The sequence below is a fragment of the Mycobacterium sp. MUNTM1 genome, assembly GCF_054660795.1.
Genome location: NZ_BAAGDE010000001.1, coordinates 138,270 through 154,083 on the forward strand (window position 1 = coordinate 138,270; position 15,814 = coordinate 154,083).

The following is a 15,814-nucleotide window of genomic DNA, read 5'->3' on the forward strand; positions in this document are numbered from 1 at the left end:
TCATGACGTGGTGGGCCGCTCGTCGTCGCCGGACGCCGCGTTGAACCGTTCGTGCGGGGCCAGTTCGCGACGCTGATCCGCGCGGACCAGACGCCGAAGCTGTTCGCCGTACATCTCGACCGAGTCGGCGGTCAGCATCTCGTTGTGCGTGCAGTCGACCGCGAACGTCAGGACGTCACCGGAGGCGTAGGGCTCCCAGGATCGGGCCAGCAGCGAACCTCGATCGCTTTGATCCCGCACCGCGGAGAAGACGCTGAGGTCACCGTCGAAGAGCCTCGGTTCGTGGAGCCGGTACAGCTCGATGTTGTCGTTGAGGTTGCCGACCAGCAAATCGACGAGCTGCCGGTGCCGGGAGACGTCCGAGACGCCCGACTCGCGCAGCAGTTCCGCCAGCTGCTCATCGGTGGGCGGGCCGGTGTGCCCGTCGGTGCTGATGTCGTAGGCCCGCAAGACGTCGTCAAGCACCTGCCGCTCGCTCAGCGCATGCTCCGGCAGGGCGATGCCGTCGTCGATGCTGGGTTGGGCGTCGAGCAGGATCAGGCGCCCGATCACGCAGCCGCGGCGCTGCAGCTCGATGGCGATCTCGTGGGCGACGACGCCGCCGAACGACCAGCCCAGGATGTTGTAGGGCCCGCCCGGATAGACCTCCTGAATCCGGTCGGCGTGGATCTCGGCCATTTCCCGGATGGACCGCGGAGCGGCCTTGCCGTCCTGCGGGATTTGCTGGATGCCGAAGATCGCGGAGTCCACGTACCTGCCGAGCACCTGGTAGGGCCAGCTCACCCCGCCCGCCGGGTGGATGCAGAACAGCGGCGCGCCGGACCCCTCCTTCAGGGTCTGCACCGGGACCACCTCGTCGGCGTCCGTCGCCCCGCCCTGCAGCCGCTCGCTCAACGCCTTGACGGTGGGCGCGTCGAACAGGGTGCGTACCGCCAGGTCAACGCCGAGCCCGGCGTTGACCGCGGCGACCACGCGCATCGCCGCGATGCTGTCGCCGCCCAGGTCGAAGAACGAGTCGTCGACCCCCACCCGCTCGACGCCGAGCACCTGGGCGTAGATGTCCGCCAGGGCCCGCTCGGTCGCCGTGGACGGGGCCCGGTACCCGCTGCCGGTGTACTGCGCCGCCGGCAGGGCTCGCGTATCGAGTTTGCCGTTGGGCGTCAACGGCAGCGCATCGAGCGCGACCACCGCCGCGGGAACCATGTAGACGGGCAGCCGCCCGGCCAGCGCGGTGCGCGCCTCGCCCGGGTCGGCGGTCCCGGTGATGTACCCGACCAGACGCTTGACGCCGGGCTGGTCCTCGCGCGCGATCACCACGGCCTGGTCGACGTCGTCGAGTGCGGCCAGCGCGGCCTGGACCTCGCCGAGTTCGATGCGGTAGCCACGGATCTTGACCTGCTCGTCGGCGCGGCCGAAGTAGTGCAGCTGCCCGTCACCGGAACCAGTGCGGCCCCAGCAGACCAGGTCACCGGTGCGATACATGCGCGTTCCCGGTGCCCCGAACGGGCACGCCACGAACCGCGACGCCGTCAGCCCGGGCCGCCCGACGTACCCGGCGGCCACACCGTCGCCGGCCACATACAACTCGCCGACCACACCCGCGGGCACCGGCCGCAGCCACGGGTCGAGCAGGAACAGGGCCGCGCCGTCCACCGGCGACCCGATCGGCGGCGTCCCGGAACCCCGCGTCAGCGGGGCGCTGATCGCCACGCACATGGTGGTCTCGGTCGGGCCGTAGGCGTTGATCATCACCCGGCCCGACGCCCACCGGTCCACCACCTCGGGCGGGCAGGCCTCCCCGACCACCGCCAGCGCCACCGAATCCAGCCCCTCCGGCGAGAGCATCGCGACCGCCGACGGCGTCTGGGTCAGCACGGTGACCTCCGCGTCGACGAGTAGGGCCTGGAAGTCCTTCGGCGAGCGCGCCACCGACTCGGGCACCACGACCAGCCGGCCGCCGCGCAGCAGCGCGCCGAAGATCTCCCAGACCGAGACGTCGAAGGCGTACGAGTGGCTCTGCGTCCACACGCCCACCCGCGGCAGGCCCGCGTCCAGGGACACCAGCAGCTGGGTCACGTTGCGGTGGGTGATGGCGACGCCCTTGGGGACACCGGTGGTGCCCGAGGTGTAGATGACGTAGGCGATGTCGTCCGCCGGGGGTGCCGGCAGCGGCGTGGCGGCCTGGTGCTCGATCCGCGGGTCCTCGATGTCGATGACCGTCAGGTCGGACCCGTTCAGCCGCGACCGCAGGCCCGCCGTGGTGACGGCGGCGATAGGCGCGGAGTCGTCGAGCATGAAACGGATCCGGGTGCCGGGCGCCGCCGGGTCGATGGGCAGGTAGGCCGCGCCCGTCTTGAGCACCGCCAGGATCGCCACGATCGCCTGCGCCGACCGCGAGAACAGCAGCGCCACAGACTCTCCCGGGCCCGCACCCTGCGCGGCGAGCAGGTGGGCCAGCCGGTTGGCGGCCTCGTCGATCTCGCGGTAGGTCATCGACGTGCCGCCCCAGGTGATCGCGACCGCGTCGGGCCGGTCGGTGACCTGAGCGTCGAACAGGGCGGGAATCGACGGCAGCGCCGGCAGCGGCCGGTCCAGCGCCGCGCGGTTACCGATCTCGTCCAGGCGGGTGTGCTCCGGCGCGTCGAGCAGGTCCACCGCCGACAGCGGGCGGTCCGGATCGGCCGTCATCGCCAGCAGCACCCGCTCCAGCCGGTCGCCGAGCGCCTCGATGGTCGCCGTGTCGAAGACGCCGGTGTCATACTCCACCCGCAAGCCCAGTTCCTGCCCGGACAGCGCCGCCTGAATGGTCAGCGGATAGTGGTTGCGCTCGAACATGTTGACGTCGGCGATCGTCAGTTCGTGATCGACCGCCATCGCCGAGGCGTCCAGCGGATAGTTCTCGTAGGCGAACAGGGTGTCGAAGAGCTTCTCGTGGCCGGTGATCCGGTGCATCTCGCTCAGCGACAGGTGCTGATGGTCGAGCGTCTCGGCGTGACCGCGCTGCAGCTGGCCGAGCAGCTCGATCGTGGTGGTCGCCGGCGCCATGTTGGCGCGCACCGGGACGGTGTTGATCATCAGACCCACCATCGATTCGGCGCCGGCGACCTCGGCCGGCCGGCCCGACACCGTGGTGCCGAAGGCGACGTCGTGCTGGCCGGTCAGCCAGGCCAACAGCTGCGCCCACGCGGCCTGCAGCACGGTGCTGACGGTGGTGTGGCTGGAGCGGGCCAGCTCGCTGAGCGCCCGGGTGGTGTCCTCGGACAGCGCGAACGATTGCACGCCGCGGGCGCCGAACTCCAGCCGTTGCGGCGGGCCGACCAGCGTCGGGGTGTCGAAGCCGTCGAGCACCTCACCCCACGCCGCGCGCGCGGCGTCCAGGTCGCGGCCGGCCAGCCAGGTGACGAACCTGCGATACGGCGCGGGCGCGGGCAGCCGCTGCCCGGTGTAGCAGGCGAACGTCTCGTTCAGCAGGATCGGTACCGACCAGCCGTCGAGCACGATGTGGTGGATGGTGAGGACCAGCCGGTGCCGGTCGTCGCCCGTGTGTACCAGCGCCGCGCGGACGGCGGGCTGGTCGGCCAGGTCGTAGACCGCGGCACGCTCGGAGGCGCATAGCCGCCGGATCTTCTCTTCGGGCTCGCTGCCGTTCGGCGTGAACTCGAGGCGCCGCCACACCATCGCGGGATTCGCCGGGATGATCTGGACCGGCTCGTCGTACTGGTCGCAGAATCGGGCCACCAGGTGCGGGTGCCGGCCGACCACGGCGTGCATCGCGTCGCGCAGCCGGTCGCCGTCCAGCGGCCCGGTCAGGGTGAGATCGAGCTGCACGACGTACAGGTGGTCGTCGTTGCCCCGCGTGGTGTTGGCGTGGAAGAGCAGCCCCTCCTGCAGCGGGGTCAGCGGCAGCACATCGGCGATCCGCAGGCGCCGCTCGAGCTCGTCGATCTGCTGCTGGCCCAGGCGGGCCGGGAGGATGTCCGACGGCGTCAGGCCGCCGCCACCGGAGCGCACGTGGGCGCAGATGCCGGCCAGTGCCTCGAACCACAGCCGGCTCAGCCGCATGACCTGCTCGCGGTCCAGCGCCGAGGCCGCCCACGTCCAGTTGGCGTGCAGCTGCGGGCCGTCTGCGGTGTCCATGGTGCCGGCGTTGAGGTCCACGGTGTGCATCAGCGGCATCGGCACCGCGGTGCTGATGGCGGTGGCCGACGAGCCGTCCGGGCTGACCCGCCACAGCTCGTCGGACAGCTCGGCGGCGGCGCCGCCCAACCGGCCCAGGTAGTTGAACCCGATCGCCGGGTCGGCGCCGTCCAGGTCGACCTCGGTGTTCAGGTAGCGCAGCAACCCGTAGCTCAGCGGATCCGGCAGCGCGCGCAGCTGCTCCTTGGCGTCCTTGACCAGCGCGCCCAGGAGCGGCCCGCCGGCCGTGACCTGCGCCCAGGACAGCCCGCCGACGTTCAGCGCGACCGGGTATTTGGTGGTGAACCAGCCCACGGTGCGGGACAGGTCCACTCCGGGGGCCAGCTCCTCGTGGCGGCCGTGGCCCTCGACGTCGATGCCGATCGGCGAGCCGACAGCACCCCTGGAACCTAAGAACTCGGCCCAGGCCAGCGCGAACCCGACCAGCAGGATGTCGTTGATGCCGGCGTGGAACGCGGCCGGCGCCTCGCCCAGCAGCGTGCGGGTGGTCTTCGCGTCCAGCGTCACCGACATGTTCTCGGCGGTCTCGTAGGTGTCGACCTCGGGCCGCACCGGCGGCAGGGCGGCCGGCGTCGCGGCGACCTGCCGCCAGGCGTCGGCCTGCGCGACCACGGCCGGCGACGACGCGTGCTCGGCGAGCAGCGCGGCCCAGCGGGCGAACGACGTCCCGCCCGGCGGCAGCGCGATCGGCTGCCCGTGGTGGTGCTGGCCCCAGGCAATGTTGAGGTCTTCCAGCAGCACCCGCCAGGACACACCGTCGACGGCCAGGTGGTGCACGATCAGCACCAGCTGGCGGCTGGAGGCCACCCACAGCGCGCTGAGCATCACGCCGGCGGCCGGGTTCAACCGCGACCGCGCCTCGATGATCGCCGCGTCGGACAGCTCGTCCACGGCGTGCACGCGCTGGGCCGCGTCGACCGAGCCGGGCTCGGGCACCGTCAGCGACCATTCGCCGGATTCGTCGTCGACTCGGAGCCGCAGCATGGCGTGCCGGTCCAGCAGGGCCTGCAACACCGTCACCACGTCCGCCTCGGTGACGCCGTCAGGTGCGGCCAGCACCATCGTCTGGTTGAACTGATCGACGGGGCCGTCGACACTGCGCAGCCAGCGGATGATCGGTGTGGCGGCGATGTCGCCGACGCCCTCGTCGGCCACGCCGTATTCGCCGTCGGTCACGCCGGCCACCCGGGCCAGCCGGGACACCGTCTGCTCGGTGAAGATGTCGCGCGTGCGCAGCGCCAGGCCGGCGGCCCGCGCGCGGGTGACCACCTGCATCGAGGAGATGCTGTCGCCGCCGAGGTCGAAGAAGGAGTCGTCGACGCCGACCCGGTCGACGCCCAGGACCTGGGCGTAGATGCCGGCCAGGGTCTCCTCGACGGGCGTGCCGGGCGCGCGGTACCGGTCGACGTCGCGGTATTCGGGTGCCGGCAGGGCCCGCGCGTCGAGCTTGCCGTTGGGCGTCAGCGGCAGCGCGTCGAGCGTCACAATGGCGGCCGGGACCATGTAGGCCGGCAGGTGATCGGTCAGCCGGCTGCGGATCTCGACCGGGTCCGCTCCCCCGGTGATGTAGCCGACCAGGCGCTTGTCGCCGGGACGGTCCTCGCGGGCGATGACCACGCCCTGCTCCACGCCGTCGAGCGCGGACAGCGCCGAGCGCACCTCGCCGAGTTCGATGCGGTAGCCGCGGATCTTGACCTGCTCGTCGGCGCGGCCCAGGTACTGCAGCTGCCCGTCGGCGCCCCAGCGGACCAGGTCGCCGGTGCGGTACATGCGCGAGCCGGGCGCCCCGAACGGGCAGGCCACGAAGCGCGACGCGGTCAGCCCGGCGCGGCGCCAGTACCCAACCGCGACGCCGCCGCCGGCCACATACAGCTCGCCGACCACGCCGTGCGGCACCGGTCGCAGGGATTCGTCCAGCACGAACGCCGCCGCCCCGGGCACCGGGGAGCCGATGGGCACTGGCCCGGTAGTGGGCGATCCCGCCTGCAGCGGCGCGCTGACCGCGGCGTACACCGTCGCCTCGGTGGGGCCGTAGGCGTTGATCATCGCGCGGCCAGGCGCCCACCGGTCGACCAGCTCGGTCGGGCAGGCCTCACCGGCGACCACCAGCGCCGCGGACTCGAGCCCCTCGGGCGACAGCACGTCGGCCGCGGACGGGGTCTGGCTGATCACGGTGACCCCTTCGGCGACCAGCAGCGCGTGGAAGTCGTCCGGCGACCGGACCACCGAGTCGGGGATGACCACCAGCCGCCCGCCCTGCAGCAGCGCGCCGAAGATCTCCCAGACCGAGACGTCGAAGGCCAGCGAGTGCCACTGCGACCAGACGCCCTCGCGCGGCAGGCCGGACTCCCCCGACGCCAGCAGCTGCGCGACGTTGCGATGCGCGACGGCAACGCCTTTGGGGACACCGGTGGTGCCAGAGGTGTAGATCAGGTAGGCGATGTCGTCGGCGTTCGGCATCGGCAGCGGGGTCGACGGCTGGGCGTTGAGGTTCCGGACGGCGGGGGCCTCGATATCACCGACGTCGATGACGGCGACGTGGTGGCCGTACAGCCGCTCTGCCAGCTCGGCGGTGCTGATCGCGACCATCGGCGCGGCGTCGGCCAGCATGAACCCGATCCGCTCGGCCGGCAGCCCCGGATCGATCGGCAGGTACGCGGCCCCGGCCTTGAGCACGGCCAGGATCGACACGATGGCCTCGGCCGACCGCGGGAACAGCAGGGCCACCCGGTCGCCGCGGCCGACGCCCAGCCCGGCCAGGCGGTGGGCCAGCCGGTTGGCGGCCTCGTCGAGTTCGCGATAGGTCCACGAGCGGTCGTCGCAGCGCAGCGCCACCGCGTCCGGGATCCGGGCCACCTGCTCGGCGAACAACCCCGGCACCGACGCCTCGGTGCTGGCGGGGGCGGCGAGCACCGCGCGGTTGCCGAGGACGTCCAGGCGGGCGTGCTCACGCCGGTCGAGCAGATCGACCGTCGACAGCGCGCGGGTGGGATCGGCCGTCATCGCCTCCATCACACGCTGCAGCCGCGCGATCAGCGTCCGGATCGTCTCCGCGTCGAACACGTCGGTGCGGAACTCCACCCGCCCGCCGATCCCGGCGGGCTCGTTGTCCTCGGCCCAGCGCTCGGCCAGCGAGAACACCAGATCCATGCGGGCGACCTGGGTGTCCAGCGGTATCGACGTGACCTGCACGTCGTCGCCCAGCGCCAGGGCGGCGCCCGGTTCGCTGTCCTGCCCGGCGAAGTTCTGCCAGGCCAGCATCACCTGCACCAGCGGGTGATGCGTCAGGCTACGGGTCGGGTTGACCCGCTCGACCAGCACCTCGAACGGCACGTCCTGATGCTCGAAGGCCTCCAGGCTGCGCGTGCGCACCCGGGTCAACAGCTCGGTGAAGCTCGGGTCGCCGGCCAGGTCGACGCGTAGCACCAGGGTGTTGACGAAGAAGCCGACCAGGTCCTCGAGCGCGGGGTCGCGCCTTCCGGCGATCGGGAAGCCGACCGCCACGTCGGTGCTGGCGCTGATCTTGGACAGCAGCACCGCCAGGGCGGCCTGCACCACCATGAAGCTGGTGGAGTTGTACTCGCGGGCCAGCCCCGCGACCTGCTGCTGCAGGTCGGCGGGCCAGTCCACCTCGACGGCCGCGCCGCGCTGGTCGGCGATCGCCGGGTAGGGCCGGTCGGTGGGCAGCTGCAACCGCTCCGGCATGCCGGCCAGCGCGTCCTGCCAGTAGGCCAGCTGCCCGGCGATGCGGCTGCCGCTGTCGGCGAGCTCGCCGAACTGGGCGCGCTGCCACAGCGTGTAGTCGACGTACTGCACGGCCAGCGGGTCCCAGTCGGGGGCCCGCCCGGCGCACCGGCTGGCATACGCCATGCCCAGGTCGCGGACCAGCGGCCGCAGCGACCAGCCGTCCGCGGCGATGTGGTGCACCACCGCGACCAGCACGTACTCGTCGTCGTCGACGCGGAACAGCGAAGCGCGCAACGGGATTTGGGTGGCCAGGTCGAAGGTCTCGCGGGCCGCGGCGTCGATGGCCTCCCGCAGCCGGCTCGCCGACCAGCCGCGGGCGTTGACGGTCCGCCAGCTCAGGTCGGCTTGCTCGACCGGGATCACCACCTGCTGCGGCGTGTCGTCGGTGGCGGCGAACACCGTGCGCAGGCTCTCGTGGCGGCCCACCACGTCGGCCAGCGCCGCGCCCAGCGCTCCGACGTCGAGGCGTCCGTGCATCCGCAGCGCGGCCGCCATGTTGTAGACCGGCGACGGCCCCTGCAGCTGGTCGAGGAACCAGAGCCGGCTCTGCGCGAACGACAGCGGGATGACCGCCGGCCGCTCGCCCGCCACCAGCGGGTCCAGCCGGCCGGTGTCCTCGCCGACGCGCGGCGCCAGCTGGGCGACGGTGGGCGACTCGAAGATGACGCGGACCTGGATGCCGACGTCCATGGCGCTGTTGACGGCCGCGATCACCCGCATCGCGGAGATGCTGTCGCCGCCGAGGTCGAAGAAGGAGTCGTCGACGCCGACTCGCTCGACACCGAGCACGTGGGCGTAGATGCCGGCCAGGATCTCCTCGGTGGGGGTGGTCGGCGAGCGGTACCCGGCCGCCGAGTATTCGGGGGCCGGCAGCGCGCGCACGTCGAGCTTGCCGTTCAGGGTCATCGGCAGCGCGTCGAGCACCACCACCGCCACCGGGACCATGTAGCCCGGCAGCCGCTCGACCAGCTGCGCGCGGGCCTCGGCAGGATCGGCGGCGCCGGTGATGTAGCCGACGAGGCGCTTGTCGCCGGGCCGGTCCTCGCGGGCGATGACGACGGCCTGGTCGACGTCGTCCAGCGCGGCCAGCGCCGAGCGCACCTCGCCGACCTCGATGCGGTAACCGCGGATCTTGACCTGCTCGTCGGCGCGGCCCAGGTACTGCAGCTGCCCGTCGGGGCCCCAGCGCACCAGGTCGCCGCTGCGATACATCCGCGATCCGGGTTCGCCAAACGGGCAGGGCACGAACCGCGTGGCCGTCAGCCCGGGGCGGCGCACGTACCCGTAACCGACGCCGCGACCTGCGACGTACAGCTCGCCGACCACCCCGGCCGCCACCGGGCGCAGCCACCCGTCCAGGACGAACAAGGCGGCGCCGGGCACCGGCGAGCCGATCGGCGGCGCTCCCGACCCGACGGCCAGCGGCGTACTCGCCGTCGCGAGGATGGTGGCCTCGGTCGGGCCGTAGACGTTGACCATCGTGCGCCCCGGCGCCCAGCGGTCCACCAGCTCGGGCGGGCAGGGCTCGGCGCCGATCACCAGCGCCGCAGAGTCCAGGCCTTGGGGCGACAGCATCCGCACCGCCGACGGCGTCTGGCTCAGCACGGTGACCTGCTCGGCGACCAGCAGGGCGTGGAACTCCATGGGCGAGCGGGCGACCGAATCGGGTACCACGACCAGCCGGCCGCCGTGCAGCAGCGCGCCCCAGATCTCCCACACCGAGAAGTCGAAGGCGTACGAGTGGAACTGGGTCCACACCTGGTCGGCCGACAGCTGCACGCAGACGGTCGGCGCGTCGAACAGCCGGGTCACGTTGCGGTGGCTGACCGCCACTCCCTTGGGCACACCGGTGGTGCCAGACGTGTAGATGATGTGCGCGACGTGTTCGGGGGCCGGCGCCGGCGGGGCCGTGCGCGGCTGGCGGCCCACGGCGCGGTCGTGGATGTCGATCACGGTCAGGTGGTGCGCGCCCAGCTTGTCCGCCAGCGCAGCGACGGTGACCGCGGCCATCGGCGCTGTGTCGGTGAGCATGAACTCGATGCGCGCCGCCGGGAGCGCCGGGTCGATCGGCAGGTAGGCCGCACCGGCTTTCAGCACCGCCAGGATGGCCACGATCGCGTCGGCCGAGCGCGGGAACAACAGCGCAACGGACTCGCCCGGGCCCACCCCGCGCTCAATCAGCAAGTGCGCCAACCGGTTCGACTTCTCGTCGAGCTCCCGGTACGACATCGACCGGCCCTCGAAGGTGACCGCCGCGGCCCCCGGGCTGCGCGCCGCCTGCGCGGCGAACAACGCCGGGATCGACTCCGACGTGCCGGGTTGGGCCAATCCGGCCCGCTTGCTCCAGCCGTCCAGCCGGTCGTGTTCGGCGTCGTCGAGCACGTCGATCGAGGACAGCCGCCGCGTCGGGTCGGTGGTCATGACGACCAGCAGCCGGTGCAGCCGCTCGATCAGCGTTGCGACCCGCGCCGCGTCGAAGACGTGGGTGTCGTATTCGACCTGCAGGCGCAGTTTTTCGCCGGGCTGGGCCTGCACGGTCAGCGGGTAATGGGTCGATTCCCGGCTGGTGATGTCGGTGACGGCCAGCTCCTGGTCGGCCGACAGCGCGCTGGCGTCGATCGGATAGTTCTCGTACGCGAACAGGGTGTCGAACAGCTGGTCCTGGCCGGTGATGCGGTGAATCTCGTTGAGCGCCAGGTGCTGATGGTCGAGCGTGTGGTTGTAGGCGCCCTGCAGTTGGTCGAGCAGCTCGGCGGTGGTGGTGGTCGCGGTGATGTTCGCCCGCACCGGCACCGTGTTGATGAGCAGGCCCACCATGGTGTCGGCGCCGGCGACCTCGGCGGGACGGCCCGACACGGTGGTGCCGAACACGACGTCGCCTTGCCCGGTCAGGCCGCAGAGCAGTTGCGCGAAGGCGGCCTGCAGCACGGTGTTGACGGTGGTGTGGTGCGCGCGGGCCAGGTCGGTGATGGCCTGGCTGAGCTCGGCCGGCAGCGTGAACGACTCGACGCTCTGCGGCCCGAGTTCGGTGCGGTTCTGCGGGCCGACCAGGGCCGGCGCGTCGAAGCCGGCGAACACCTCGGCCCAGGCCGTGCGGGCGGCGTCGATGTCCCGCTGGGCCAGCCAGTCGACGAAGCCGCGGTAGGGCGCGGCCGCCGGCAGGCGCTGGCCGTAGTAGCCGGCGAAGATCTCCCCCAGCAGGATCGGCATCGACCAGCCGTCGAGCACGATGTGGTGGTTGGTCAGCACCAGCCGATGGCGCTCGGGTGCGGTGCGGACCAGCGCCGCCCGGAAGGCCGGCTGGTCGGCGAGGTCGTCGCAGACCGCGGCGCGTTCGGCGGCGCACAGCCGCTCGACCCGCGCGTCGGCGCCCGCGTCGCCGTCCAGTTCGAGGTACTGCCAGGCCGCCGCCGGGTCGGCCGGGATGACCTGCACGGGCTCGTCGTACTGGTCGCAGAACCGGGCCACCAGGTTGGGATGGCGCCGGATCATCGCCTGCACCGCGTCCCGCAGGCGGCCGGCGTCGAGCGGGCCGGCGATGCCGATGTCCAGCTGTCCCGCATAGAGGTCGTCGGTCGCCTGCGCGGTGTTGGCGTGGAAGAGCAGGCCCTGCTGGACCGGGGTCAGCGCCAGCACGTCGGCGATGTGGTGTTGCCGCGCAAGCTGATCGAGCTGCTGTTGGCTCAGGCGGGCCGGGGCGATGTCCGACGGCGTGAGGCCGCCGCCGCCGGAACGCACGTGCGCGCAGATGCCGGCCAGGGCCTCGAACCACAGCCGTCCCAGGCGGGTGACCTGCTCGTCGCTGAACGCCGACGGCGCCCAGGTCCAGTTGGCGTGCAGCCGCGGGCCGCCCTCGGCCTCGACCGTGACCGCGTTCAGCTCGACGGTGTGCATCAGCGGCATCGGGATCGCGGTCGCCGCCCGGGTGACCGACCAGCCGTCCGGCTCGGGGCGCCACATGTCGTCGGTGAGCTCGGCCGCGCCGCCTTGGCGCCCCAGGTAGTTGAAGCCGATCGGCGGCTCCGGGGCGTCCAGGTCGACGTCGGTGTTCAGGTAGCGCAGCAATCCGTAGCTCAGCGGGTCCGGCAGGGCCCGCAGCTGTTCCTTGGCGTCTTTGAGCACCGCGCCCAGCGCGGCGCCGCCGGAAGCTACCTGAGCCCACGAAACACCTTGTACCGCAAGAGAAACCGGGTACTTGGTGGTGAACCACCCCACGGTGTGGGACAGGTCGACGTCGCGTCCGAGTTCCTCGTGGCGCCCGTGGCCTTCGACGTCGATGCCGATCGGCGCGCCGGAATCGTCGGCGAATTCGGCGCACGCCAGCCCGAATGCGATCAGCAGGATGTCTTGCACGCCGGCGTGGAACGCGGCCGGGACGTCACCGAGCAGCGCGCCGGTGGTCTCGGTGTCGAGTTCCATGGAGTGGTGTCCGGCCGTGGCGAAGGTGTCCACGTCGGGACGCACCGCGGGCAACGCCGCGGGGGTTGCCGCCACCCGCTTCCAGGTGTCGGCCTGATCCACCACGTCCGGGTGGTGCGCGTGCTCGGCCAGCTGCGACGACCACCGCGCGAACGAGGTGCCCGCCATCGGCAGCGTCACGGGCTGCCCGCTGTGGTGCTGGGCCCAGGCGATGTTCAAGTCCTGCAACAGGATTCGCCAAGACACGCCGTCGACGGCCAGGTGGTGCACGATCACCACCAGTTGACGGGTGGCGCTGGCCCACACCGCGCTGAGCATCACGCCGGTGGCCGGGTTCAACCGCGATCGCGCCTCGATGACCGCCTCGTCGGACAGTTCGTCCACCGTGTGCAGGCACGCGCGGGCATCGACCGAGCCGGGCTCGGGCACCGTCAGCGACCAGCCGGTGGCGGCGTCCGTGTCGAGGTGCAGCCGCAGCATCGCGTGGCGGTCCAGCAGCGCCTGCAGCACCGTGACGACGTCGGCCTCGGTGACCGCCGTGGGAGCCTGCACCACCATGGTCTGGTTGAACTGATCGACTTGGCCGCCAAGGCTTTCCACGTGCTGCAGCCACCGGATGATCGGGGTGGCCTGCACCGGCCCGAGGCCTTCGTCGGCGACGGCGGATTCGGCATCGACCACTTCGGCCACCCGGGCCAGCCGGGCCACGGTCTGCTCGACGAAGATGTCGCGCGTCTTGCACACCAGGCCGGCGGCCCGCGCCCGCGTCACCACCTGCATCGACGAAATGCTGTCGCCGCCAAGGTCGAAGAAGGAATCGTCGACGCCGACGCGCTCGAGGCCGAGCACCTGGGCGAAGATTCCGGCCAGGATTTCTTCGATGGCGTTGTCGGGGGCGCGATACCGGTCCGCGTCCTGATAATCCGGTGCGGGCAGGGCGCGGGTGTCGAGCTTGCCGTTCGGGGTGAGCGGCAGGGCCTGCATCACCACCACCGCGGTCGGAATCATATAGCCCGGCAGCCGCTCGGCCAGCGCGGCGCGCACCGCGGCCGGGTCGGCGGTGCCGGTGACGTAGCCGACGAGGCGCAAGGCGGCGGGACGGTCCTCGCGGGCGATGACGACCGCCTGCTCGACGCCCTTCACCCAGGCCAGCGCGGCGCGCACCTCGCCGAGTTCGATGCGGTAGCCGCGGATCTTGACCTGCTCGTCGGCGCGGCCCAGGTAGTCCAGCTGCCCGTCGGCGCGCCAGCGCACCAGGTCGCCGGTGCGGTACATGCGCGCGCCGGGCCCACCGAACGGGCAGGCCACGAAACGCGAAGCGGTCAGGCCGGACCGCTGCCAATAGCCACAGGCCACACCGGCACCGGCCACATACAGCTCGCCGACCACACCCGGGGGCACCGGCCGCAGCCATTCGTCGAGCACGAACGACGCGGCGCCCGGCACCGGGGAGCCGATCGGCACCACGCCCGGTGCTCCCGCCTCCAGCGGCGCGCTGATGGCGGCGTAGACCGTGGCCTCGGTAGGGCCGTAGGCGTTGATCATCGCCCGGCCCGGCGCCCACCGGTCCACCAGTTCCGACGGGCAGGCCTCACCGGCGACCACCAGCGTGACCGACTCCAGCCCGGCGGGCGAGAGCGCCCCGGCAGCCGACGGGGTCTGGCTGAGCACGCTGACCTGTTCGGCGATCAGCAGGGCGTGCAGGTCTTCGGGTGAGCGCGCGATCGCTTCGGGGACCACGACCAGCCGGCCGCCGTGCAGCAGGGCACCGAAGATCTCCCACACCGAGACGTCGAAGGCCAGCGAGTGCCATTGCGACCACACGCCGGAGCGCGGCAGTCCCGAGTCGCCGGACGTCAGCAGCTGGGTGACGTTGCGATGCGTGACGGCAACGCCTTTGGGGACACCGGTGGTGCCCGAGGTGTAGATCAGGTAGGCGAGGTTCTCCGGACCCGGCGCCGGCAGCGCCATGGTGGGTTGGCTGGCGATGGCGGGGTCGTTGACGTCGATGACCTCGACGTCGTGGCCGTCGAACCGGTCGGTCAGCTCCGCGGTGGTGATCGCGGCGATCGGGGCGGCGTCGCCGAGCACGAATCCGATCCGCGCCTCGGGCAGCGCCGGGTCGATCGGCAGGTAGGCGGCCCCGGACTTGAGCACGGCCAGGATCGAGACGATTGCCTCGGCCGACCGCGAAAACAGCAGCGCCACAGTCTGTCCCGGACCGGCACCGTGCTCCGCGAGGCAATGGGCCAACCGGTTCGATGCCTCGTCCAGCTCGCGGTAGGTCAGCGAACGGCCGTCGCAGACCAGAGCGACGGCGTCCGGGGTGCGCGCCGCCTGGACGGCGAACAGCGCGGGGACCGAATCGGTGTGGCCGACCGATCCGGTCAGCGCGGCGCGGTTGCCGAACTCGTCGAGGCGGGCGTGTTCGGCGTCGTCGAGCAGATCGACCGACGAGACCGCCCGCGCGGGATCGGCGGTCATCGCGAGCAGCACGCGCTGCAGCCGGTCGATCAGCGCCCGGATGCTGGCGGCGTCGAAGACGTCGGTGCGGAATTCGACGGTGCCGCCGATGCCGTCGGGATCACCGCCGTCGGTCCAGCGCTCGCCCATCGAGAAGGTCAGGTCCATGCGGGCGGTCTGGGTGTCCACCGGCATCGGTGTGACGTCGACGTCGCCCAGCGACAGCCCGGCGGCGGGGCCGCTGTCGTGCCCGGCGAAGTTCTGCCAGGCCAGCAACACCTGCACCAGCGGGTGATGCGTGAGGCTGCGGGTCGGGTTGAGCCGCTCCACCAGCACCTCGAACGGCACGTCCTGGTGCTCGTAGGCGGACAGGCTGCGCTGGCGCACCTGCGACAGCACCTCGGCAAAGGTGGGGTCGCCGGCGACATCGACGCGCAGCACCAGCGTGTTGACGAAGAAGCCCACCAGCTCGTCGAGCGCGGGGTCGCGCCGGCCGGCGATCGGAAAGCCCACCGCCACATCGGGATTGGCGCCGAGCTTGGACAGCAGCACCGTCAACGCGGTCTGGACGACCATGAAACTGGTCGCGTTGTGCTGGCGTGCCACCTCGCCGATACGCCGCTGCAGCTCGGTCGGCCAATCGATTTCGACGGTGGCGCCGCGCTGGTCGGCCACCAGCGGGTAGGGCCGGTCGGTGGGCAGCTGCACCCGCTCGGGCATCCCGGTCAGGGCGTCTTCCCAGTAGGACAGCTGGGCCGCGATGCGGCTGTTGCCGTCGTCCAGGTCGCCGAATTGCGCGCGCTGCCATAGCGTGTAGTCGACGTACTGCACCGGCAGCGGCGTCCAGTCGGGGCGGTGCCCGGCGGCCCGGCTGGCATACGCCACCCCCAGGTCGCGCACCAGCGGGGTGATGGACATGCCGTCGGCGGCGATGTGGTGCACCACGGCCGCCAGCACATGCCGGTCGTCGCGGAGGCGGAAAAGCTCT

General features: G+C 72.0%; 1 protein-coding gene (running past one end of the window). It reads right to left on the reverse strand.

The features are described 5' to 3' along the window. On the reverse strand, positions 1-15,814 hold the 3' portion of the coding sequence (locus ACYQ8K_RS00640; protein WP_459966606.1) for a non-ribosomal peptide synthase/polyketide synthase. Its footprint extends 15,443 nt past the window's final position; 15,814 of the gene's 31,257 nt are visible here — the last part of the coding sequence; its start codon lies beyond the right edge, outside the window; it ends in the stop codon at positions 1-3.